Source organism: Rhizorhapis sp. SPR117 (assembly GCF_021742065.1).
The window spans coordinates 38,357-62,120 of sequence record NZ_JAKKIE010000008.1 but is presented as its reverse complement, the minus strand read 5'-3'; the positions used below and the strand labels follow the sequence as shown (position 1 = coordinate 62,120).

The following is a 23,764-nucleotide window of genomic DNA, read 5'->3' as shown; positions in this document are numbered from 1 at the left end:
GGCGGCGGGTGACGAAAAAATTTCAGGGATCAATTCAGCGTGAAGCGCCCGGAACCCATAATATATCGCCCGCGCCCCCCGCGTTGACAGCGCGTGCCATGACGAACAGATGGTCGGAAAGGCGGTTCAGATAGGTCAGTGCCTGGGGATTGAGCGATATTCCATCCCCCGCGCCGACAGCAGTACGTTCGGCCCGGCGAACGATCGCGCGGGCAAGGTGGATGGCGGCCGCGGCCTGGCTTCCACCGGGCAGGATGAAGCTGCGCAATGGCTTCAGCGGCGCATTCATCTGGTCGATTTCCTTTTCCAGCCGCGCGACCTGATCCACAACGATGCGCAATGTCATTTCGCTTGGCGTGAAATCCTCCCCCGGCGTGGCAAGGTCGGCGCCAAGATCGAACAGGTCATTCTGGATGCGGCGAAGCATGACCGCAAACTGCCCTTCGCCAAGCGCCGCTATGGCCATGCCAATGGCGCTATTGGCTTCATCGACATCGCCGATCGCAGCCATGCGCGGATCGGATTTGGCAACGCGTGACCCGCCAACCAGACCGGTGGTGCCATGGTCGCCAGTGCGGGTGTAGATTTTGTTGAGCTTTACCAAGGAACTATCGACCGCCACCCGTCATCAGCAGCAGGAAGGCGACAAGCAGGACCGCAACTGCCTGAAAACCGATGCGGGCCATCATCATCCTGTTCTGTTTCAGGCTGGAGGCACTTGGTCCCGTACCGCTTTTCAGATCCCGTTCTGTCGTTCTCAGGAACGTGATGATGCCACGCACCAGCGCCACTACCGTCGCAATGGCGGCCAGGATAATCAGGATGATGAGAAAAGTGGTCATGACCACTATTTAGGCATTGCCCACACAAATGCCAACGGGAAAGACACCCCGCCGCAAATCCGCGACCAATTGCCCCGGATCGACGCCGCCAGCACGCAGGTCCGCCAGTGTCAGTCCCCCATGGCGTTTGGCCAGCCGTTTCCCATCTGGTCCCAGCAACAAACGATGATGTCGGTAAAACGGGGTCGGCAGGTCAAGCAATGCCTGCAACAACCGATGCACATGGGTAGCGGCAAACAAGTCCTGCCCTCGCACGACATGCGTGATCCCCATATCCGCGTCGTCCAGCGTCGCTGCCAGATGATAGCTGGTCGGCGCATCCTTGCGCGCCAGGATAACGTCGCCTGCGGCCAGCGGATCGGCGGTGATGGTGCCGGCATCCATATCATTCCATGTCAGCGCCCCGGCAAGGGTTACGGCTTTTGCCATGTCGATCCGCCATGCATGAGCCTCCTTTTCCAATCGGGCCGACCGTTCCGCCTCAGCTAATTGACGGCAGGTTCCCGGATAGAGCGATCCTTCGGGTCCATGGGGTGCTGACAGGCTGGCGGCGATGTCCGCACGCGTGCAGAAACAGGGGTAAACCAATCCGGCTGCCTTCAACCTGTCCAATCCAGCGTTGTAAATTGGCAACCGTTGAGACTGAAAAAACACTTCTCCGTCCCAATCAAGGCCGATCCAACGCAAATCCTCCAAAATAGCATCGGCATGGGCCGTCCGGCTGCGCGTGCCGTCAATATCTTCGATACGCAGGCGGAATTGCCCGCCATTTTCGCGCGCCAGATCATGCGCCATCAGCGCCGACCATGCGTGGCCAATATGCAATTTTCCAGTCGGACTGGGCGCAAAACGCGTCACTATATGCGGTGCCCCGGAGACGACGTTCATACAGACTCTTGACGAATGCGGGTAGTTAATGCTGTCATACGCATGTCATGCATTTCATGGATTAGCAGGGCAGGCAAGGGGGAGACGCACGCGTTTATGTACCATCCCGACCTTATAAGACATCCGGATAACTGCCCGGCGCTCGTACTGAATGCCGATTACACACCTTTGAGTTATTATCCGCTGAGCGTATGGCCTTGGCAAACCGCCATCAAGGCGGTTTTTTTGGATCGCGTGGACATCGTTTCCAGCTACGAACGGGAAGTGCACAGTCCCAGTTGGGCCATGAAAATTCCGTCGGTCATCGCACTCAAACAATATGTCCGACCGTCCGAATACCCTGCCTTTACCCGGTTCAACCTGTTTCTGCGCGACAGATTTTCCTGCCAATATTGCGGTGTGACGAGCGACCTCACCTTTGATCATGTCGTTCCCCGGCGGCAGGGTGGACGGACTACATGGGAAAATGTTGCAACCGCCTGCTCCCCCTGTAATCTGAAAAAAGGCGGACGGACGCCAAAGGAGGCGCATATGCGCCTGAATGTCACGCCAACCCGCCCAACCAACTGGCAATTACAAGAACGCGGCCGCGCTTTCCCGCCCAATTATCTGCACGATACCTGGCATGACTGGCTCTATTGGGACGTCGAACTGCTGGCCTGATCCGCATCGCCGCGCCTTTAGCTTGCGTAGGGCGAATTTGCCTTTAGAAGCGGCGCAATGGACCGAATTCTTATCCGCGGCGGCAAAAGATTGGAAGGCCGCATCCCTATTTCCGGCGCAAAAAATGCTGCACTGACGCTTCTGCCCTGCGCGCTGCTGACCGACGAACCATTGACGTTGCGCAACCTGCCGCGTCTTGCCGATGTCGACAGCTTTGGCCACCTGCTGAACCAGTTGGGTGTATCAACGATGATCGAGGGTAGCAGACCGGAGGATTTTGGCCGCGTCATGACCCTTCGCGCCAGCAAGATCACATCCACCATCGCGCCCTATGACATCGTGCGCAAGATGCGCGCGTCGATCCTGGTGCTGGGGCCGCTGCTCGCGCGTGCTGGCGAGGCCACGGTTTCGCTGCCGGGCGGTTGCGCCATCGGCAATCGGCCAATCGACCTGCATTTGAAAGCCCTCGAAGCCTTTGGTGCGATCATAGAAATCACGGCGGGCTATGTGAAAGCCAGCGCCCCTACTGGCGGTCTGCCCGGCGGTACGATCAACTTTCCTGTGGTATCAGTCGGTGCAACGGAAAACGCGCTGATGGCCGCCGTGCTGGCGAGGGGCCAGTGCATCATGGAAAATGCCGCGCGCGAGCCGGAGATTGTCGACCTGTGCAACCTGCTCGTCGCTATGGGCGCGCAGATCAGCGGCATCGGCAGCGACAAGCTTGTGGTTGACGGCGTGGACAGACTGCACGGCGCAACCTATCGCGTCATGCCCGACCGGATCGAGGCGGGCAGCTATGCCTGCGCTGCTGCAATCACAGGCGGATCGCTGGAACTCGTCGGGGCCAATGCCGATGACATGCACGCGATATTGGCGGGCCTGCGGGAAGCGGGCGTGATCATCACCGAAACGCCGGGCAGCATCACGGTAAGTGCCGATGGTCCCTTGAAACCACTGTCGATTTCCACCGCGCCCTTTCCCGCTTTTCCTACCGACATGCAGGCGCAGTTCATGGCCATGCTGACCTTGGCGCAGGGGGCAAGCGTCCTGACCGAAACCATTTTTGAAAACCGTTACATGCATGTTCCTGAACTGGCGCGCATGGGGGCGGATATTCAGGTGAATGGCCGTAGCGCAGTGGTACGGGGCGTACATAGGCTGGTGGGCGCGCCAGTGATGGCGACAGACCTGCGCGCCTCGATGAGCCTGGTTCTCGCCGGCCTTGCCGCCGAAGGAGAAACGCAGGTCGCCCGTGTCTACCACCTTGACCGGGGATATGAGCGGCTGGAGGAAAAACTGGAAGCCGTAGGTGCCGACATCGAACGGGTGAGCGACGGTTAAACTGGCTTAAGCGGCTTTCAATTGCGCTATCAAACGCGCGAATTCGGCATCGAGATGTTCCGCACGGTTGCGCACAGCGGCGCCGATATGTCGCGTGGACGCGGCGGTCTGGGCAACATTGTCGAGGGATCGGGAAATCGCTTCGATCGCTTGATCGGCAATTTGGGCATTGTCTGCAACGCCTCGTGAGTTACGCTGAATATCCTCAGCGACGGTCTGCTGCTGCTGGACGGTGGCCGAAGATGACGCCATGGACCGGACCAGCGCACCCAGTATTTCGTCCACTGTTCCAACAAGGTCGACCGTCGACTGAGCCGCCGCTTCCATGCCATCCACCCGATCATGAATGCTGCGGGTCGTTTGCGCGGTCTGGCTGGCCAGCGCCTTCACTTCGGTCGCCACCACAGCAAAACCATATCCGGCCTCCCCCGCTCGTGCGGCCTCTATCGTGGCGTTGAGCGCCAACAGGTTCGTCTGCTTGGCAATGGATGCAATCACGCTGGCGGCATCATTGATGGAACTGACCTGTGCAAGAAGATGGTCGTTCGCGCTTCGTGCCGTTGCCGACTGATTGCTTGCCACCAACGCCGATTCACGTGCTGTTTCGGTGGCCCGGCGAATTTCACTGATGGACGCCGTCAATTCTGCAATGCCGTCGGTCACGGCCTGAACCGCTGCAGCAGCGTCATGGGAGCGGCCGCGGACCACATCGGCATGCCTTTGCTGTTCATGGATGGTGTTGATCGTCATTTCGGCGCTGAGTTCAAGGTCATTGGCAGTTTCAAGCAATTGTTTGACCAGTGAAGACATGGAGTCCTGCAAGGCCGTCGCCATTTTGTGGGAGTTCTCACCGAGTTGCTGGCGATGCCGCGCCTGTTCGGCAATTTCGCGCTGCGCCAGTTCGTCCGCGCGGTGTCGCGCCTCTTCGGCTTCGAGCAGCGCGGCTTCAGCCTCGGCGCGGGCCTGATCGGCTTTTTTGGCATGGCGTGTCGCCTCGGACGCCGCAATCCTGGCAATCCTGCCATTGGTCTCCAGATCAGTGCGCGAACGGTATATCAGCGTGATCAGCCATAGAGAGAGGCCACCAAAAACAAGCGCGCAAGAACTCAACAAAGGCAACATCTCGACGATTGCTTTTTGACCAAACGGGTAGGGCGGCCAGGTTATGCTGCCCAGATAGACGCCGGCATTATCTGCCTCTGTTAGCGACACCCCTTTAATCCGCTCGTTCGATGCCAATTGCTGCCATTCGATGCCCTGAAAATGGAATGTTTCCTGCCATTTCTGCAAGACAGTCCTATCCAGCATCCGGACAAATATAATGTAGCGCAGCTTATTGCCGGGCAACTGCCCTGTACCTTGCAATGGGATGATCGGCATTGCACCGACGAAGGCAGGCGCGCCGTTATAGGACGCGAGCAGGCTGACGCCCGTCTCCATTCGCCTCGCCGCAGCCAAATTCCGGGGCAATGTTTTCATCAACACCTGTGCGGCAACCGGCGCCGCCTTCTGCAAAGGCATTGCGGCCGTGCCATCGGGCGTCATTGCCCACAAGGCCCGTCCTTTTTCATCAATGACATAGCGGTACATGGGATAGGACAGATTCGTGGCCGCCCAGTCCCGGTTCAAGGCACCATATAGATTGTCCACGGCGTCATCCCGGCGCACCGTTGTATAGGCATTGTCGCCAATTCTATGAACTTCGCGTTGAAGCGCCTCGCTGATCACGGTCTTTATGTAATTGGCCGCATTTTCATCAACTTTCATGGCGAGCGAGGACAGCAGGAAAGCACAACTCGCCACTGCCACGAAGACAAGACCGACAAAAGGCAGCATCATGCCCATGCGCGGCACATCAGGCAATTCGCGCCACCTGATCTTCTGTATCGCCGATACCCAGCGTGCCATTCAACTCTGTCCTTATCCCTCTCCAGACGCTCTATAACGACCAGTGTTAGAAACCCGTTAACTCATCGCGACGGCAGCGTAATGGAGTGACGTAAAGAATCGCTTTTTAGCCTTTCTCTAATCTTTGCCCTGTATTCGCTCTGCCCATGGATATGACGCCCGATCCGGCATTGCATAGCGCAGCAAAATTGCGCCCAGCCTGGGAAGCGCTTGTTGCGAATGCGGCGGAGGCCAACTGCTTCTACATGCCCGCCATGCTGCTGCCCGCGCTCCGGCATCTTGCGGATCAGGATGACGTCCGCCTGATCGAGGCGTGGCGGGATGACACATTAATCGGTCTGCTCCCTGTCGCCATAGCGTCTCGTCATGGCCGCTACCCCATTGCCAACGTCACTAACTGGACCCATCGCCATTGCTTCTTCGGCGCGCCGATCATCCGTAAGGGACAAGAAATTCACGCCTGGGAGCATTTCTTGTCCGCACTGGACGGGGCGGACTGGGCACCCCATTTTCTGCATCTGACCGGCCTGGATTCAGACGGCGCAAACGTCGCTGCACTACAGGAGGTATGCGCTCGCCAACGCCGTGGCCTGCGCTCTATCCACGGTTATGCACGCGCCTTTCTAAAAAGCCGGCTCTCCGCTGACGAGTATTGGGAAACTCATATTCGCGGCAAAAAACGCAAGGAAATCCGTCGCCTCCAGAAGCGTCTGAAGGAATTGGGCACGATGACGAGCAGCACCCTGACCCATGTAGACGATATTAGCGCGTGGTGTGATGCGTTTCTGGCGCTTGAACTGGCCGGATGGAAAGGTGTCGAGGGCACCGCCATGGCCTGCAACCCCGCGGACGCCGCCTTTTTTCGGGACTGCATTGCCTCAGCCTTTGCGGATGGAACAGTCGATTTCCTGCGCCTTGATTTTGACGGCAAACCTATCGCAATGTTGGTCAATTTCCTGATGGGCGAAGGGGCCTTTTCCTTCAAGATCGCTTTCGATGAAACAATGGCGCGCTTTTCGCCCGGCGTGCTCATTGAAATCGACAATCTGCGCCATGTGCTGGACAGTGGTGGCGCGGACTGGATGGACAGTTGCGCCGCGCCCGGTCATCCGATGATCGACAGCCTGTGGGCCGAACGTCGCCACATCGTTCAATATCGCGTCGCCCTGCGCGGTATCCGGCGATCAATCGCATGGCATGCCCTGCAAATCGTCGATAACATCACGGCGCGGCTGCGTGCCCTCAATGGCAAGAAATAACCATGACAATACAGGCTGATATAATTCCCCAGGTCTTTCCTGACACGACGCGAGCGTTGTTCGAACAGGCATATCCCGATGCCCACGTCCGGCTTGGCCACAATCTTTCGGGTCATGCGCTGCTCACACGCGAAGCACTGGCTGCGTTGGCCGAACGGTTGCCCAACGATCGCGTCGAATATAATCGCGGCGACCTGCCAATTGGCATTCGTCCTGAAGACACGCCAGCCAATGGACTATCCGTTAGCGACACGATCCGCAGTATAGACGACAACGGGTCCTGGATGGTGCTCAAAAATATCGAACGCGACCATGGCTACAGGTCATTGCTGGAAAGCGCTCTGACCGAAATCGCTCCGCTGGTAGAGGCCCAAACTGGGCCGATGCTGCATATGGAGGCCTTCATCTTCCTCTCCTCTCCGAACAGCGTCACGCCCTTTCACATGGACCCGGAACATAACATCCTGCTGCAGATCGAAGGCGAAAAGACCATGACGGTCTTTCCCCCCGGCGACGAGGCGCTGGTGCCACCCCGCCAGAGCGAGAGCTTCCATGGCGGCAGCCACCGCAATCTTGCCTGGAACGACGCATTTCTGGCCAAGGGAACAAAGGTGCACCTTACCCCCGGAGACGCCCTGCTGGTTCCAGTCAAGGCACCGCATTTCGTACAAAATGGCCCGTCGGTATCCATCAGCTTTTCCATTACCTGGCGTTCGAAACGCAGCGTGGCCGAGGGCGAACTGCACAGCCTGAATGCAACGCTTCGCCGATGGTCCCTGCCCCTTGTATCCATTGGCAAGGCTCCCGAACGGCAAGCGCTGGCTCGCCTGTTCTATCGCATCATGCGCAAACTGGGCGTCTGAATATCCGGCGGAGCAGATGCTCAACCTCAAGCATCGGTGAAAAGCGCTCCATGTTCCACCACTGTAATATCTCATGCCCGGTCGACAAGCTTTGCTTATATTGATCATTGCCAGCCAACAGAGAATAAAGACTGCACTCCATATCGGCATAGCGGGCTACTGCGGCGACATGGCACATCAGTCCCGGCTTTGCCTTTGATGAAAGGCCGGGCGCAAACGCCGACTGATAATTCATCGCCCGCCCGCGATAGACAAAATTCAGCAGATAACCGAGGATATGCCCGCCCTGTGCCACGCGCAGCAATTCAACTTCGCCATTATCCATGCCGCGCAGTACCAGCGCATGCGCAAAGGCCTGGAACAGCGGCTCATCCCAAGCATTATCGGCATGTCGCCCCGCATTCAACGTCATCATTTCGGCCAGCCAGCCATTGGCCTCCACCACAGTCGATGCACGCGTCACATGCAGATCATCCCCGCCATATTCACGCATCGAACGGCGGATCTGCCCGCGGCTATTGGCGCTCAGCAAAGACAGATAATCGCCCTTCGCCACACGGACCGCGTCCAGATCGACAAAATAGGCCGGGGATCGGCTGGTCACTATCCTGCGATGAAACGGCCCCGCCGCCGCAAACGGAGCATCGGATAGCATTCCGGCAAGCCGCAGCACCCGCCAATCATTGCGCCTAAACAATTGGCGCATGATGGCCGCTTCCGTCCCTTCAGAAGCGTCATCGGACTTCAATACGCCATTATATTCGATAAAAGCCCGGTCGGCTGGACGATCACCCGCCTGATTGAGGAACAGCGTGGGCACCCGACCCAGTGGCCGGCGTGCCATCCCATGCCCGATCAGCGCCAGTGCAATGTCCCGCCGATCGCTTTGGACACTCAGCAATTCCGGACGCGCGCCAGTGGTGGCAAGCCATGCCCCCATCCAGGTCCAGCCCAGAAAGAAGCTCCCCTGTGATCGCGCTTCAAGCCCCTGCCATCTATCCGCCAGAACGCTCTGGTCCCCAAGCGCCGATAGCTGGACATCAAGCGCGGGCATTACCATGTCTTTTGCTCAAGACTGCCGCAAAGCCGCCACTTCAACCTCAAACTTCATTTCCGGCTTCACAAGGCCAACCACGAGACAGCTGGCCGCCGGTCGAACCTCCCCAAACTTCGCGCCCAGCACCGGCCCGATTTCGTCCCAATAGGCCATGTCGGTAATATAATAGGTCGCCCGCACTACATCGGTAAGCGCAAAACCGCCTTCTGCCAGCGCCTTTTCAACCACGGCCAGCGCATTCCTCGCCTGATCCTTCACATCATCCGGCATTGCACGGGTTTCCGGATCATAACCCGTTGTGCCCGCCACAAAGCACCAATCCCCCTGCACCACCGCCCGGCTGTAGCCGACGGTCTTTTCAAAAGGCGAGCCGGAGGAAATCAAAGTACGTGTCATGGCGCGTGGGAATCCTGTTGTTCTGGGAGCGATTCGATCAGGCCGAAGCCAGCGCCTGCTCATAAAGCTCTGGCTTGAACCCCACAAGCAAGGTTCCGCCAAGGTCAAGCACCGGGCGCTTTATCATTGAAGGCTGCGCGATCATTAACGTCTTTACCTTGTCCGCATCCAATCCTTGCTTGTCAGCGTCAGGCAGCTTCCTGAATGTCGTGCCCGCCTTATTCAGCACCACGTCCCAACCAACCTTGTCAAACCAGTCATCCAGCCGCGCTGCATCGATTCCGACAGCCTTATAGTCATGAAAATCATAGGCGATGCCATGGCTTTCCAGCCACACCCGCGCCTTCTTGATGGTATCGCAATTCTTGATGCCGTACATGGTGACCGTCATTGAACGATAATCCCCTTCATTCCCATGCGAGTGTTCGGTTCCGTAACCAAGCATTATTCAAAAGGAAAAATCAACCGCGTACCGGCGGTCCGCGCCCCGCATGCACCAGCGTTACGCCTGCTCTGGCAGCGCCCAATCGATCGGCGGCAGGCCGTGACTTTCCAGAAATGCGTTTGCTTTTGAAAAATGCCGGCAGCCCAAAAAGCCATTATGCGCCGACAGTGGCGACGGATGTGCCGCCTTGAGTACCAGATGGCGGGCGCTGTCCACGAATGCAGCCTTTTTTTGCGCGTAGCTGCCCCACAGCATGAACACGACCGGTTCATAACGTTTGTTCACCTGTGCAATTACGGCGTCGGTGAAGCGTTCCCACCCCTTGCTCTGATGCGAAGCGGCCCGTCCCATTTCCACCGTCAACACACTGTTTAAAAGCAGCACGCCTTGCCGTGCCCAAGCTTCAAGAAATCCGTGTCCCGGCCGGGCGATACCGAGGTCGCTATGCAATTCCTTGAAAATATTGACCAGGGAGGGCGGCGTTCGCACCCCCGGCTGCACCGAAAAGCACAATCCGTGCGCCTGCCCCTCGCCATGATAGGGGTCCTGTCCCAATATCACCACGCGTACGGATTCCAGCGGCGTTAGATCCAGCGCGCGGAAATACTCGCTTCCTTTAGGAAAAATCCGCTTGCCGCGTGCCTTTTCGTCCAGCAGGAAGGCTTTGAGCCCCTGCATATAAGGACTGGCAAACTCGCCCGCGAGCGGTCCGCGCCAGCTTTCATGCAATTTCACTTCGCCGCTCATGAACGTCCCTTTGCCAGCACCTGTTTGACAGCCATCCTGCCGTGCGGTGTGCGCAAAGCAGGATCGCCCGTCAACCGGTCCTGAAGCATGTCCAAACGGGGAGTCGCATCTATTTCAGAGTGGTGATGCCCACCGGCCCTGGCTTGGTTGAAGGGTTGGACGCATTCTGCTTCTTGGGTTTTTCCGCCTTGGGTTTACGAATTTCGCGGCTCGATTTCTTCTGGCTCTTGGCCATGACGACTTCCTTCATGGGCGTGGTGCCCAGGCAATGCCTAGACCCTTGACACGCCAATAGCCCGAAAAATCTTTGCGCGCAGAATGTAAAAAGGCATCAACAGGCCGCATGCGCCAGCCTGTCATTCAACCCAAGAGATTGCTTGACTGGCAGGCGCCGGACTCAATGCCCACCCATGTCTTCAGGTTGTGTAAAACGTCGCTGGCAGAGCGGCTCAATGCTGGAAATTGCATGCTCCCCAATGCGACCAAGATGCTTGTGGCGAGCGCAACGCCGGTCAGGACCATATGCCTTTGGCTTTTGGAGCGGGATTTATGCAACGCCGGGATTTTCCAGACTCCCCGCTCCCAGTCATAATCGCTCAGGCTCTTTCGGCCTTCCAACGCGTATCGCCGCCACGCCAATCGCCCGCGCAGATCGAATCTGTAAAACTCTACCAATGTGCAACCCCTCTTTTTGCGCGCAGCATATTAATTGCTGCGGCCTTGGCCATTCCACATTGGCTCTACGGCGTTGGATATAGGGGGGTGCCGTGAGCGCCGCCGACGCCGTTCTGCTGAAGCGGCTTCTGGATAGCCAATAAGGCTCGCCTGCCTGAAACAACCCAATCGGCGCATTTCCCCGCTGGCATATATGCGCCCGCGCGCTACATAGGGCGATATGTGGCAGCTCTATCAATTCCCCCTATGTCCTTTCTCCCGAAAGGTACGGCTGTTGCTGGGTGAAAAGGGAATCGGGTACGATCTGGTGCGCGAATCCCCATGGTTGCAGCGGGACGAATTTCTCGACATGAACCCGGCGGGCAGTACCCCTGTCATGGCCGATGTGGAACGCAACATAACCCTCATCAATTCACAGGCGATCTGCGAATATTTCGAGGAGACAGTCGAAAAATTCCCGCTGATCAGCGGTAGCGCGACGAACCGTGCCGAAATCCGGCGGCTAACCGCGTGGTTCGACGAAAATTTCTATGGCGATGTAGTGGCTCCGCTCCTGCATGAGAGGATGCGTAAACGAATCGTCGACCGCGCCGCTCCTGATGCGCGGACCTTGCGAGAGGCGATGAAGCGCGCCAATACGCATATGGATTATATGGACTATCTGCTGGACTATCGAAACTGGATGGGTGGCGCAACGATGAGTCTGGCGGATATCAGCGCGGCGGCGCACATTTCAGTCGCGGATTATCTGGGAGGCATCGACTGGATTGGGCACGAACCGACCAAGCGCTGGTATGCCGGTTTTAAATCCCGCCCATCCTTCCGTCCCTTGTTGTCAGAACGAATGGAAGTGATTGCGCCCCCCTCCCATTATGAAAAGCCGGATTTTTAAAGCGGATAAACCGACCATAATGTAGCCTGGGCAGCGACGCGCGGACCTTCCGACCTTCATTGAAAGTCAATGCCGTTAACCCCCTGAAGGGCGAAAAATATTTTTGTGCAGAGCCTGTTCGCTGCGCCTGCCAGCACCGTATACGCGCAAAGCCGCAGAGGGCCTTGGTTTGTCACAATATTGTGATCTCAGCTGCCGGTGGGACGAGTCCTTTTGGCGGCGAATCGAATCGTCGAAGCCTGTTTTACCCTCTTGCATCAAGATTCATCTGTGGCACTATCTGTTGTATCAGGGCTTACGGGGGTGACCCAACAGATTGTGTTTCATGGCGACGACTTGTTTCGGTGCCCGGTCTCATCTTTGCCCGTTGGACAGCGGAAATTTTGTAAATTCGTGGTCCAAATTGCTGACGGATAATGCTAGACCGGACGCTTGCCTCAAAAGCGGTTAGCCGAGTCGAACGGAACGGGAACATTCGGGGGCGAACATGGATTTCAGAGATACCCAGGAAACAGGTGCAGGCGACGTGACAATGACACAGGACAGCGAAGTGTTGGAAGCGCCGGCAAAAGCCGCGCAGGCGGCAACGGAAAAGTTGGCGGAAGCCATGGCCTCCGCAGCGACGGAAGAGACCAGCCACACGGTGCGGCCGCAGCTTTATCCCGTGAAAAAAGATGAAAGCCGTGACGCGCTGCTGACCGATTTCGGCAAGGAAACGCTCAAGGACCGCTATCTGCTGCCCGGCGAGAGTTTTCAGGACCTTTTTGTACGCGTCGCGTCGGCCTATGCCGATGATGCCGAGCATGCCCAGCGCATCTACGACTATATCAGCCGCCTGTGGTTCATGCCGGCAACGCCTGTGCTGTCGAACGGCGGCACCGGACGCGGTCTGCCGATCAGTTGCTACCTGAACTCTGTTGACGATAGTCTTGAAGGCATCGTCAACACATGGAACGAGAATGTGTGGCTCGCCTCGCGCGGTGGCGGCATCGGCACCTATTGGGGCCATGTACGCGGTATTGGCGAGCCGGTAGGTCTCAACGGCAAGACATCGGGCATCATCCCCTTCGTTCGGGTCATGGATTCGCTCACCCTCGCAATTAGCCAGGGCAGCCTGCGCCGGGGGTCTGCGGCCTGCTATCTCGACGTTTCGCATCCGGAAATTGAGGAGTTCCTTGAAATCCGCAAGCCGAGCGGCGACTTCAACCGCAAGGCGCTGAACCTGCATCATGGGGTGCTCCTGACCGACGCCTTTATGGAGGCGGTGCGTGATGGGACCGAGTGGGAGCTGAAATCCCCCAAGGACGGCTCTGTCCGGGCGAAGGTCGATGCGCGCTCGCTGTTCCAGAAACTTGTCGAAACCCGTCTTGCCACCGGCGAACCCTATATTGTTTTCTCCGATCAGGTGAATCGGATGATGCCCCGGCATCACCGCGAATTGGGGCTGAAGGTTTCAACGTCCAACCTGTGCAGCGAAATCACCCTGCCGACCGGACGCGACCATCTGGGCAACGACCGCACGGCGGTATGCTGCCTTTCTTCGCTCAACCTGGAAACCTGGGACCAATGGAACGGCGACAAACAGTTCATCGAGGATGTCATGCGCTTCCTCGACAATGTGCTGCAGGATTATATCGACCGCGCGCCCGACGAAATGGCTCGCGCGAAATATTCGGCAAGCCGCGAACGCTCGGTTGGCTTAGGGGTCATGGGTTTCCACAGTTTTCTGCAGGCACGTGGCCTCGGTTTTGAATCCGCGCTGGCCAAGAGCTGGAACCTCAAAATCTTCAAGCATATCAACGCGCGGGTGAATGATGCGTCGATGATGCTGGCGCAAGAGCGTGGTCCCTGCCCCGATGCAGCCGAAATGGGCGTGATGGAGCGGTTTTCCTGCAAGATGGCAATCGCACCGACCGCGTCGATCTCTATCATCTGCGGCGGCACCAGTGCCTGCATCGAACCGATCCCGGCGAACGTCTATACGCATAAGACGCTATCGGGCAGCTTTTCGATCAAGAACCCGTATCTCGAAAAACTGCTGCAGGAAAAGAGCAAGGACAGCGCCAATGTCTGGAACTCGATCCTCGAAAAAAATGGTTCGGTACAGCATCTCGACTTCCTGACGCCCGAAGAAAAGGACGCGTTCAAGACCAGCTTCGAAATCGACCAGCGCTGGCTACTCGAACTGGCCGCCGATCGCACGCCCTATATCGATCAGGCGCAATCGCTGAATCTGTTCATTCCGGCGGACGTCGACAAATGGGACCTGCTCATGCTCCACTATCGCGCGTGGGAGCTGGGCATCAAATCGCTCTATTACCTGCGGTCCAAATCGGTTCAGCGCGCGGGTTTTGCAGGCGGGGTAGAGGCGGACAACACCGCCGACGCGCCGAAATTCGAAATCGGCGAAAGCACGGATTATGATGAGTGCCTTGCATGTCAATGACGGGGGCATTGGCAATGCGGGGCGCTCCTCGCATGTCAATGACGAGGTGAGGGCATAGGTACATGGCCTATATCATCCCCTTCCTTGTCGCCGCCGTCTTCATCGGCATAGGCTTGTTCCTGCTTCTCTGGGGCAAGGTGACATTGAAGCCGGATCGGCGCAAGGTGATGGACAGCCACGGGCATATACGCAGTTCCTTTTCTCTGCGCGTCACACGGGGCATCGGCCTTGTCTTCATTCTGGGTGGCATACTCACCATATTAGGTGCGTTTCACCTGTTCGACAGCATATTAAACTATTGAATTTACTCGGCGGGAGTAGCCCACATGCCTCTTCTTCAAGCGTCCAAACAGTATAAGCCCTTCGAATATCCCTGGGCGTTCGATTTCTGGAAGCGCCAGCAGCAAATCCACTGGATGCCCGAAGAAGTGCCGCTGGGCGAGGATTGCCGCGATTGGGCACAAAAGCTCACCGACCATGAGCGCAATCTGCTTACGCAGATCTTCCGCTTTTTCACGCAGGCCGATGTCGAGGTGCAGGATTGCTATCACGACAAATATGGCCGCGTGTTCAAGCCGACCGAGATCAAGATGATGCTGACCGCCTTTTCCAACATGGAAACGGTCCACATCGCCGCATACAGCCATCTGCTTGACACTATCGGCATGCCCGAAAGCGAATATGGCATGTTCCTTCAGTACAAGGAGATGAAGGACAAGCACGATTATCTGTCCACATTCGGCGTGGATAGCGATGAGGACATCGCCCGCACGCTCGCCATGTTCGGCGGCTTTACCGAAGGACTGCAACTGTTCGCCAGCTTCGCCATGCTGATGAACTTCCCGCGTTTCAACAAGATGAAGGGCATGGGCCAGATCGTCACCTGGTCGATCCGCGACGAAAGCCTGCATTGCGAAGGCATTACCAAGCTGTTCCACGCCTTCGTCAAGGAACGCGACTGCATGACCCGCGCGGTGCGTGAAGACATTATGGACGTGTGCCAGAAAACCGTCCGGCTGGAGGATGCATTCATCGACCTGGCCTTTGAACATGGCCCGGTCCCCGGCATGACGGCGAAGGAAATCAAGAAATACATCCGCTACATCGCCGACTGGCGTCTGGGCCAATTGGGATTCCAGCCGATCTACATGATCGACGAACACCCCCTCCCCTGGCTCGCCCCGCTCCTCAACGGCGTCGAACACGCCAACTTCTTCGAAACCCGCGCGACGGAATACAGCAAGGCCGCGACACGGGGGAACTGGAACGAAGTCTGGGACAGCTTCGACCGGCGCAAGAAGGTCAAGGCGAATGATGACGCCCCAGCGAAGGATGACGGCGAGGACATGTTCTCCAAGGCGGGGATCGCGGCGGAGTAAATGGAGAATCTTTGGACGGTCCTTGCGACGGCGTTGGTGACGCTGATAGGAGCCTATTTCGCTTATTGGCTTACTGGGAAACCTCGGCTGATTGCTTTCAGCCCAAATTCGGCTTGGTTCGAGCTTAAGCAACAAAATGATAACCCACCGTTTACTCTTAAGGCGGGACAACTTATCGTTCAGAATCAGGGTCGCAAAAGCGCTAATAGGGTTCAGCTAACAGCCCAACCCGGACCTCATCCATGGGGGTATTCGATTTTCCCAAGTGTAGATCATGAAATTAGAACAGGTGCTCGTGACGAGTGGATTCTAGAAATGCCTTACTTGGGCCCAGGAGAAATCGTAACAGTACAAGTTCTGAACGGCCCTTTAATAGATACTGTTCGATCGTTGGAAGGTCCTGCCAAAATGGTTCCGGTAATTCATCAGCGTTTGTTGCCAAAATGGTTCAATTTAGCTGCTTTAACTTTGCTTATTATCGGATTAATCACGGCTATATATGGATTATATTCTGTCGCACGATTTTTGATACAGATTGCTACCATGGCGGCGGATTAAAACAAGACGCAGCACTCCCCCTCTCCCGACCCTCTCCCCTAAAGGGGAGAGGGCTTTGGTCAGTCTCCCTCTCCCCTTTAGGGGAGAGGGTCGGGGAGAGGGGACTGTCCGGCCCACAAGGGAAAGCACCTGAAGAAATGCGCGACCAGACCGCCATCGACCGTGCAAAATCCCTTCGCCTCGCCCAAACTCCGCCGGAAACGCGCCTCTGGCTTGCTCTGCGCGCCCGCCGGTTTCAGGGGGTCAAGTTTCGCCGCCAGAAAGTCATCGGTCCCTATATTGCCGACTTCGCCTGCCGCGATCCGATGCTGGTCATCGAACTGGACGGCGACAGTCATGGCACGCAGATCGCGCATGACGCCCGCCGGACGGCATTTCTGGAAATGCAGGGCTATCGGGTTATTCGTTTCACCAATGCGGAGGTGATGAGGAATCTTGAGGGCGTGCTGGAGGCGATTGGGCAGCTTGTAGGCCCCTCTCCCAACCCTCTCCCCTGAAGGGGAGAGGGCTTTAAGCTTCTCCCCTTCAACCAGTCTCGGGAATCGGTACGGCCCGATGCCCTGGCGATCGCTGCGCCAGTCCTCTGGCCCAACGGATGGTGGGTCGTTCGACATAGCGGTAGCAGAGCGCCGCCGCCGCCAGCACCAATGGAAACGCCGTCGCCAATGCGGCCAGCGTCGCCACCTGGTTTAACCCAAGCGGCAGCACCACGAACCAGGCGAACGCCAGCATGATCGGCATGTGCAGCACATATAATCCATAGGACCGCTCACCGATCCAACGGAAAAGGGAGAGCGTATAAAGACGGTTGGCCAGTGCCGTCACCCGATAGCGATCCCCCGTCGCGGCGAGCATATAGGTTCCCGACCAGATCAGTAATGGCAACCAATTATGCCCCAGCCCGCGCAACAGGGCGAGGACCGCCACCACCAGCGCGACCAGCACCGGTAAACGCGCCGTGCGTGCCCAATCCCACCCGTGCGCGCACAAGATGCCCAGCGCGAACAGGTCAAGCCGCATCGGCAGAAACGCCGGAACCTTCGCTGTCCAATAGGCCTTTGCCGCGAACCGCAGCAATTCGATGATGATCAAAGAGATGACAATCAACGGCCATCGTCCGCCCCTGCGAAAATCAAGGACAGAAGCGAGGAAGGGCGCGACCAGATAGAATTGCCATTCCAGCGAAATCGACCAGAGCGGCCCTGAAAAGCTGAGCGCCGAAAGCGGCAGAACGGAATCGGGGATTGCGCCATGCAGCATGGTGAGATGAAGCAACAGGTGCGACCAGAAATCGCGCGCCAGCACATCGCCCCGGATTGCGAAATTATCCGCCGCTGGCGCCCCGAAATGGGATGCCCCTATCACTGGCCCATAAAGATCTGTCGTCGCCCATCCAAGCAGCAGCGCGATCAGGAAGAGCGGGTAAAGCCGCATGAATCGGCGAAACAGATAGCCGCCATAAGGTTCGGGATGGCGGTTGATCAGCAAGGTAATGACAAATCCGCTGAGTATCACGAAAATATCAACGGCCTTACCGCCATCGTTGATCGGTCCCATATGGATTTCGGAAATCAGCAGGATATGGCTGACAAAGACCCAGCTCGCAGCAAAACCGCGCAAGACCTCGAACTGCTGGATATGCCTTGTCACGCGCATTGCCCTCTTGGCCGGGATCGACAGGGCATAACCGTTTCACAGTCGCTGGAAATTCGCCAAGAGGCCGGACGTGCCATCGACACGTCGATCTGCACCTATTTCAAACCGACGCACGAACAGGATCTGGAGTGAACCTGTGCTGAGACGTTAAAATCCGGCGCCGATCAGAATTTGAAGGCTGTGCCGATATAGACGGCCTGGCTGTCCTGCCGGTCATCGGTCAGGGGTGCAAGGCGGTTGGCGGATCCGCGATACCGAACGCCTGCTTTCAGGTCCAGATTGCGGGTCAGGGAATAGGAGCCGGCCACATCGACGGAAATCGCTTCCGTACCGGCCAGCGTTTGTGGCGAGGTGGCGATCGGGCGTTCGCTGTCCAATTGAACACTGGTGCTGAACTTCTTCTTGCCGGTCAGGCTGAAGCTGTCGGCGGCTTGCGAACTGCTAGCGCTGGTTTCAATTGCGACCGGCGGAATTTCGGCCCTGCCCACCGAATCGGGCAATGCAAATTTCTTCCACCCACGCGCAACGCCCAGATTATAGGACACTGGCGTGATACTCATGGTTGTGGATAGCCCGCGATCAGAAAGCGCGGAGAAAACGCCAGCACGAACGGCAATGGTCACAGACCGGCTGCCGCTCATCGATCCACTGGTGGGCGTGAAACGGAAGGAGTGATTCGACTGCAACGACGCCTTGGCATAAGTTGCCGCAAGCCGGGGATCAGGATTGGCAGGGGTGAAGGAACCGATGCTGCCCAACCGGCTAAGCGATACGGAATGCGATTCGCCCGAACCAGTGACCAGATCAGCCACGGCCCCGATTGCAGGTGACAAGGCAAGGGCGGCCACGGCAAAGGCCGCTCCAGTCCAAAGCACATATCCCCGACGCGTACGCATGATCCCCCAATACTCCTCCGTTAATTTTATGATGTATCCATATCACCATTTTGCCGGTCACGGCTAGTCCTGTGAGTCGGTTTTCTGCGGCTTTGTGGCATTAAACACACAGGCCGGATGCTGCTTTAGCAAGAATCGCCTGTGCGACAGGCTTGCTCCAGCCGCAAGACCAACTATAGAAGCCTTCGAGACATCCAGATTTTTCAAGGAAAAGCTTCATGCTTCGCCCGATTTCCATGCCGGCCATCCGCACCGTTCTTATCATTGCCAGCCTGTCGGTGCTGGCGGCCTGCGGATCGCGGCAAGAGCGTCCCAAGGCCGATCTTGCCGCATCGCGGGTGACGACGATTGGCGTCAACAGCTATTTGTGGCGGGCGACTCTTGACACTTTATCCTTCATGCCGCTCCTGCAAACCGACTCCAATGGCGGCGTTATCGTCACCGACTGGTATGCCAATCCGACCGCGCCCAATGAACGCATGAAGCTGACCGTATCGATACTGGATCAGGATTTGCGTGCCGATGCCCTGCGCGTTGCGGCCAGTCGTCAGGTCAGTCAGGCGGGACAATGGGTCGATGCGCCCGTTCAGGCGGCAACCGTTCAGAAACTGGAAGAAATCATTCTGTCCAAGGCACGCGACCTGCGACGCAGTGCCATTGGCGGCTGACGCCCTACGCGGCAGACCTTATCTTGGGAGTGAATATGCAAAGGCGCTTCAACCCGCTTGAGGCCGATGCCCGCTGGCAGAAAATCTGGGACGAACAACAGAGTTTTCGCGCCTCCGACGATAGCGTCAAACCGCGCAGTTATGTGCTGGAGATGTTTCCCTATCCCTCCGGCCGCATCCACATTGGCCATGTCCGCAATTATTCCATGGGCGACGTGCTGGCGCGCTTTCGTCGTATGACGGGGCATGAGGTGCTGCATCCGATGGGCTGGGACGCTTTTGGCATGCCTGCCGAAAATGCCGCCATGGAAAAGAAGGTGCATCCGGGAAGCTGGACGCGCCAGAATATCGCCACCATGCGGGCGCAATTGAAAAAGCTGGGTTTCGCGCTGGATTGGTCGCGCGAACTTGCGACCTGCGAACCTGAATATTACGGTCACGAACAGGCGCTGTTCCTCGATCTGTACGAACATGGTCTGGTCTATCGCAAGGAATCGGCGGTCAATTGGGATCCGGTCGACATGACCGTGCTCGCCAATGAGCAGGTGATTGACGGCAAGGGCTGGCGTTCGGGCGCAACGGTCGAAAAGCGCAAGCTTTCGCAATGGTTCCTGAAGATCACCGATTTTGCCGACGAATTGCTCGATGGTTTAAAAACGCTCGACCACTGGCCCGAAAAGGTCAAGCTGATGCAGGAAAACTGGATCGGCAAGAGCGTGGGGTTGCAGTTCAGTTTCAAGCTGGATCAGGCTGTGAATGGTCATAGCGAAGTTGCGGTTTTCTCTACGCGTCCCGACACGATTTTCGGCGCAAGCTTTGCCGCCATCGCTGCCGATCACCCCATCGCGCAGGCGCTGGCGGAAAATGATGCGCTGCTGACCGCGTTCATCGAGGAATGCCGCGCCACTGGCACCGCCGCAGCCGACATCGAGACGATGGACAAGAAGGGCCACGATACCGGTCTGTCGGTCGTCCACCCCTTCAATCCAGACTGGAAACTGCCACTATTTGTCGCCAATTTCGTGCTGATGGACTATGGCACCGGCGCAGTCATGGGCGTGCCCGGACACGACCAGCGCGATCTGGATTTTGCGCGTAAATATATGCTGCCGGTCGAGCGCGTCGTCGCGCCTGAGGGACAGGAAGACGCGCCAGTTCATGACGAGGCCTATACGGGGCCTGGCCATCTGGTGAATTCTCAATTCCTGAACGGCATGGATGCCGAATCCGCCAAAAAGGCCGTTATCGACCGCGCCGAAGCCGAAGGATGGGGGCATGGCACGACCGTTTGGCGGTTACGCGACTGGGGCGTATCGCGCCAGCGTTACTGGGGCACCCCGATCCCGATCATTCACTGCGATACATGCGGCCCGGTCGGGGTTCCCAAGGCACAGTTGCCGATCATCTTGCCCGATGATGTCAGCTTCGATGTTCCCGGCAACCCGCTGGACCGGCACCCGACATGGAAGCATGTGGACTGCCCCAAATGCGGCAAGGCAGCGCGGCGCGAAACCGATACGCTCGACACCTTCGTCGATTCAAGCTGGTATTTCATCCGCTTTGCCAGCCAGCCCAGCGACAAGCCCTTCGATGCGGAAACCGTCAAGAAATGGATGCCCGTCAGCCAGTATATCGGCGGCGTCGAACATGCGATCCTGCACCTGCTCTATGCCCGCTTCTGGACCCGCGCACTCAAGCACATCGGCATGCTGGACATATCCGAGCCATTCACCGGCCTGTTCACGCAAGGCATGGTGACGCATGAAACATACAAAGCGACCGACGGCCGCTGGCTATCCCCGGATGAGGTGGAAAAGCGCGGCGACCGGGTGGTCGTCCTCGAGACCGGTGAGAATGCGACGCTCGGCCGGGTAGAAAAAATGTCCAAGTCGAAGAAGAATGTCGTCGATCCCGATGACATTATCGAACAATATGGCGCGGACGCGGTGCGCTGGTTCATGCTGTCGGATAGCCCGCCGGAACGCGACCTGCCGTGGACTGCGGCAGGAATTGAAGGTGCATGGCGTTTCGTCAATCGCTTGTGGCGGCTTTTTGGCCAAATCGATGCGGCGGCAACGGGTGAGGACAAGCCGCTCGATCGCAAACTGCACCAGACCATCGACGGCGTGGCCAAGGACATTGAGGCGCTATCATTCAACAAGGCGGTGGCGAAAATTTACGAACTTGCGAATGCCGTTGAGAAAGCTGCTCCATCGGCATCGCGCTCCGCCGCCATTCGTGCGCTTGCCCTGCTGGTGGCACCCATGACGCCGCATCTGGCCGAGGAAGCCTGGGCCGACATGGGCGAGCAGGGCCTTATCGCAGATGCACCCTGGCCGAACGTCGATCCTGCGCTGCTGGTCGAGGATGAAGTTACTGTTGCCATTCAAGTGCAGGGCAAGTTGCGCGACACGCTGACCGTCGCCAAAGGCACGCCGAAGGACGAACTGGAGCGTCTTGCACTGGCATCGGTAAAGATTGTCCGCTCGCTTGATGGCGCAGTTCCGAAAAAAGTGATTGTCGTTCCCGATCGATTGGTCAATCTGGTCATATGAAACGCCTTCTTCCCTTGTTGCTGATCGCCGCCAGCCTGTCGGGCTGTGGCTTGCGTCCGCTTTATGCCGGCGGCAGTGAGGGGGCGGTCGCACAATCGCTGCGCGATATTGAAGTGGCCCCGATTGAGGGAAAAGGCGGCTGGCTTGTCCGAAACGCGATCAACGATCGTCTGGCCGCCGTGCCCACAGCATCCCCTCGCTATCGTCTGGTCGTCAAACTGGATGACGAAATTACAGGCTTTGGCGTGCGTTCCGACGATGCCGTGACGCGCGAGCGACGCACCCTGCGCGCTCGATACCAGTTGATCGAACTGAGCGGAAAAACGGTAGTGCTTGATGCAACGGCCGGTTCAGACGCCGGGATTGACGTCACCAGTTCGGAATATGCGACCATCGCAGCGGAAAATACCGCGCTTGAACGTTTGGCACAGACAGTCGCCGATCAGATCATTTCGCGCCTTGCGCTCTATGCGACGCGCGGCGCGAATGACCAGTGAAGGCCAATAAAGGCCAGATTGAACGCGCACTTGATGCGCCACCCGCCGATATTCGCCTGTTCCTGCTTTACGGTCCGGACGAGGCAGGTAGCCGGGCGCTGGCAAAACGGCTGGAACGGGCCATGGGGCCAAATGCCGAGCGTATCGATCTGGACGGGGCGACCTTGAAGGGTGATCCGGCACGCTTGGCCGATGAAGCCGCTTCGATCTCCATGTTTGGTGACGCTCGTTGGCTGCGTCTGACCCTGTCGGGCGATGAGGCGTTGCCTGCAATCGAAGGACTGTTGAATGCCGCTCAAGCTGGCAATCCGGTCGTGGCGATAGCGGGAGAAATAAGGAATACATCGAAAATTCTCAAGCTTGCGCTCGACCACAAGGCCGTCATGACTTGCGCCAGCTATATGCCCGAAGGTCGTGATGCCGAACAGCTTGCTGCCACGATCGCCCGCGAACTGGGATTACGTCTCGCACCCGATCTTGCCCGGAGAATCGCCGAACTGACCGGCGGCGACCGCACGTTGATGTCGGGCGAAATTGAAAAGCTCGCCCTTTATTTGAATGCCGCGCCGGACCATCCGATGGATGCGACGCACGATGCCATAGACGCATTGGCAGCCGAGACGACAGAACAGGATATTGGTGCGCTGGTCAATGCCACGCTGAGCGGCGATACAGCCAAGCTGGTCCACGAATTGCAGATTCTGGCGCAATTGGGTGCCAGTGAGGGTAGTATGCTGTGGGCATTGCTGCGCCGAGCCCATCTGCTCGCTGCGATTCGTGCAGAGGTAGAAAAGGGCAGCAGCCCGGACGCCGCTATGGCATCGGCCGGTCGTGCTGTTTTCTGGAAGGACAAGAGCGCTGTGCAGCGGCAAGTCCGCCTCTGGTCTTCCGATGGTATCGCGCGCATCATCCACCGCCTGGGTCAGGCAGAACGACTGTCACGATCCAGTCGGAATGCCGGCCCTGTTTTGATCGAACATGAACTGCTGATCATTGCCCGGCAGGCCGCCCGTGGACAATAGCAGTGCGGAGAATCCTCAACACGGACATTGATTCCCTATTTGTCCTGAAGACCTAGGAGTATAGTATCCCGTTCAACAGGGCAGATACCACGGGACGATCCCGCGCTGACG

At 57.7% G+C, this 23,764-nt stretch carries 25 protein-coding genes; 14 read left to right on the top strand and 11 right to left on the bottom strand.

Going from position 1 to position 23,764, the window contains the following annotated elements:
- Window positions 1–34: 34 nt before the first annotated feature.
- From L3X40_RS05155 to gluQRS, 3 genes are read right to left on the bottom strand one after another with little or no spacing between them, the layout of a single operon-like run.
- Window positions 35–604, bottom strand: a complete 570-nt coding sequence (locus L3X40_RS05155) for a cob(I)yrinic acid a,c-diamide adenosyltransferase (protein WP_237364688.1) — start codon at window positions 602–604, stop codon at window positions 35–37.
- Window positions 605–608: 4 nt separating this feature from the next.
- The gene (locus L3X40_RS05150; protein WP_237364687.1) at window positions 609–842 is read right to left on the bottom strand and encodes a twin transmembrane helix small protein; all 234 of its coding nucleotides are present in this window, start codon (window positions 840–842) and stop codon (window positions 609–611) included.
- Window positions 843–851: 9 nt separating this feature from the next.
- Window positions 852–1,730: a tRNA glutamyl-Q(34) synthetase GluQRS gene (gluQRS, locus tag L3X40_RS05145; protein ID WP_237364686.1), complete on the bottom strand. Its 879-nt coding sequence runs from the start codon at window positions 1,728–1,730 to the stop codon at window positions 852–854.
- A gap of 96 nt (window positions 1,731–1,826) precedes the next feature.
- Between gluQRS and L3X40_RS05140 the strand changes: the two genes are divergently transcribed.
- Entirely contained in the window at window positions 1,827–2,393 is a 567-nt protein-coding gene (locus L3X40_RS05140) for an HNH endonuclease (RefSeq protein WP_237364685.1), read from the top strand.
- 57 nt (window positions 2,394–2,450) lie between these two features.
- Window positions 2,451–3,734 (top strand): UDP-N-acetylglucosamine 1-carboxyvinyltransferase, encoded by a 1,284-nt coding sequence (gene murA, locus L3X40_RS05135; protein ID WP_237364684.1) that lies wholly within the window; start codon window positions 2,451–2,453, stop codon window positions 3,732–3,734.
- A 6-nt stretch (window positions 3,735–3,740) separates the two neighbouring features.
- Here the strand turns inward: murA and L3X40_RS05130 are convergent, their stop codons facing one another.
- On the bottom strand, window positions 3,741–5,642 hold the full coding sequence (locus tag L3X40_RS05130; protein WP_237364683.1) for a methyl-accepting chemotaxis protein: 1,902 nt from the start codon (window positions 5,640–5,642) through the stop codon (window positions 3,741–3,743).
- A gap of 146 nt (window positions 5,643–5,788) precedes the next feature.
- On the opposite strand from L3X40_RS05130, the gene L3X40_RS05125 reads away from it, so the two are divergent.
- Complete coding sequence (locus L3X40_RS05125) at window positions 5,789–6,901, top strand: GNAT family N-acetyltransferase (protein ID WP_237364682.1); 1,113 nt, start codon at window positions 5,789–5,791, stop codon at window positions 6,899–6,901.
- 2 nt (window positions 6,902–6,903) lie between these two features.
- Complete coding sequence (locus L3X40_RS05120) at window positions 6,904–7,764, top strand: cupin-like domain-containing protein (RefSeq protein WP_237364681.1); 861 nt, start codon at window positions 6,904–6,906, stop codon at window positions 7,762–7,764.
- Here the strand turns inward: L3X40_RS05120 and L3X40_RS05115 are convergent.
- From L3X40_RS05115 to L3X40_RS22305, 5 genes are all read right to left on the bottom strand, one after another.
- A complete protein-coding gene (locus L3X40_RS05115) occupies window positions 7,742–8,818 on the bottom strand; it encodes a GNAT family N-acetyltransferase (protein WP_237364680.1) in 1,077 nt (358 codons plus the stop codon). The genes L3X40_RS05120 and L3X40_RS05115 overlap by 23 nt on opposite strands.
- Window positions 8,819–8,833: 15 nt before the next feature.
- Entirely contained in the window at window positions 8,834–9,217 is a 384-nt protein-coding gene (locus L3X40_RS05110) for a RidA family protein (protein WP_237364679.1), read from the bottom strand.
- Window positions 9,218–9,254: 37 nt separating this feature from the next.
- Window positions 9,255–9,608 (bottom strand): ArsC family reductase, encoded by a 354-nt coding sequence (locus tag L3X40_RS05105; protein ID WP_237364678.1) that lies wholly within the window; start codon window positions 9,606–9,608, stop codon window positions 9,255–9,257.
- Between the two features lie 111 nt (window positions 9,609–9,719).
- Complete coding sequence (gene ung / locus L3X40_RS05100) at window positions 9,720–10,409, bottom strand: uracil-DNA glycosylase (protein ID WP_237364677.1); 690 nt, start codon at window positions 10,407–10,409, stop codon at window positions 9,720–9,722.
- 109 nt (window positions 10,410–10,518) lie between these two features.
- Entirely contained in the window at window positions 10,519–10,644 is a 126-nt protein-coding gene (locus L3X40_RS22305) for a hypothetical protein (RefSeq protein ID WP_272907924.1), read from the bottom strand.
- A 660-nt stretch (window positions 10,645–11,304) separates the two neighbouring features.
- Between L3X40_RS22305 and L3X40_RS05095 the strand changes: the two genes are divergently transcribed.
- The 6 genes from L3X40_RS05095 (at window position 11,305) to L3X40_RS05070 (ending at window position 16,856) form a co-directional block, all read left to right on the top strand.
- Window positions 11,305–11,976, top strand: a complete 672-nt coding sequence (locus L3X40_RS05095) for a glutathione S-transferase family protein (protein ID WP_237364676.1) — start codon at window positions 11,305–11,307, stop codon at window positions 11,974–11,976.
- Between the two features lie 487 nt (window positions 11,977–12,463).
- Window positions 12,464–14,422: a ribonucleoside-diphosphate reductase subunit alpha gene (locus tag L3X40_RS05090; protein ID WP_237364675.1), complete on the top strand. Its 1,959-nt coding sequence runs from the start codon at window positions 12,464–12,466 to the stop codon at window positions 14,420–14,422.
- Window positions 14,423–14,484: 62 nt separating this feature from the next.
- Window positions 14,485–14,724, top strand: a complete 240-nt coding sequence (locus L3X40_RS05085; RefSeq protein WP_237364674.1) for a hypothetical protein — start codon at window positions 14,485–14,487, stop codon at window positions 14,722–14,724.
- Between the two features lie 24 nt (window positions 14,725–14,748).
- The gene (locus tag L3X40_RS05080) at window positions 14,749–15,801 is read left to right on the top strand and encodes a ribonucleotide-diphosphate reductase subunit beta (RefSeq protein ID WP_237364673.1); all 1,053 of its coding nucleotides are present in this window, start codon (window positions 14,749–14,751) and stop codon (window positions 15,799–15,801) included.
- Window positions 15,802–16,359 carry a hypothetical protein gene (locus tag L3X40_RS05075; RefSeq protein ID WP_237364672.1) on the top strand — a complete coding sequence of 186 codons (558 nt, stop codon included), beginning with the start codon at window positions 15,802–15,804 and terminating at the stop codon, window positions 16,357–16,359.
- 137 nt (window positions 16,360–16,496) lie between these two features.
- Window positions 16,497–16,856, top strand: coding sequence for an endonuclease domain-containing protein (locus L3X40_RS05070; RefSeq protein ID WP_237364671.1), 360 nt, complete (start codon window positions 16,497–16,499; stop codon window positions 16,854–16,856).
- Between the two features lie 28 nt (window positions 16,857–16,884).
- Here L3X40_RS05070 and L3X40_RS05065 read toward each other — a convergent pair whose 3' ends face one another.
- Window positions 16,885–18,009 carry an acyltransferase family protein gene (locus L3X40_RS05065; RefSeq protein ID WP_237364670.1) on the bottom strand — a complete coding sequence of 375 codons (1,125 nt, stop codon included), beginning with the start codon at window positions 18,007–18,009 and terminating at the stop codon, window positions 16,885–16,887.
- 170 nt (window positions 18,010–18,179) lie between these two features.
- Window positions 18,180–18,911, bottom strand: coding sequence for a hypothetical protein (locus L3X40_RS05060; RefSeq protein ID WP_237364669.1), 732 nt, complete (start codon window positions 18,909–18,911; stop codon window positions 18,180–18,182).
- 218 nt (window positions 18,912–19,129) lie between these two features.
- Between L3X40_RS05060 and L3X40_RS05055 the strand changes: the two genes are divergently transcribed.
- The 4 genes from L3X40_RS05055 to holA are packed head-to-tail and all read left to right on the top strand — an operon-like array spanning window position 19,130 to window position 23,653.
- Complete coding sequence (locus L3X40_RS05055; RefSeq protein ID WP_237364668.1) at window positions 19,130–19,579, top strand: DUF3576 domain-containing protein; 450 nt, start codon at window positions 19,130–19,132, stop codon at window positions 19,577–19,579.
- Window positions 19,580–19,614: 35 nt separating this feature from the next.
- On the top strand, window positions 19,615–22,134 hold the full coding sequence (leuS, locus tag L3X40_RS05050) for a leucine--tRNA ligase (RefSeq protein WP_237364667.1): 2,520 nt from the start codon (window positions 19,615–19,617) through the stop codon (window positions 22,132–22,134).
- Window positions 22,131–22,631, top strand: a complete 501-nt coding sequence (lptE, locus tag L3X40_RS05045) for an LPS assembly lipoprotein LptE (RefSeq protein WP_237364666.1) — start codon at window positions 22,131–22,133, stop codon at window positions 22,629–22,631. Before leuS ends, lptE begins: the two co-directional genes overlap by 4 nt.
- On the top strand, window positions 22,628–23,653 hold the full coding sequence (gene holA, locus L3X40_RS05040; RefSeq protein WP_237364665.1) for a DNA polymerase III subunit delta: 1,026 nt from the start codon (window positions 22,628–22,630) through the stop codon (window positions 23,651–23,653). Before lptE ends, holA begins: the two co-directional genes overlap by 4 nt.
- Window positions 23,654–23,764: the final 111 nt, after the last annotated feature.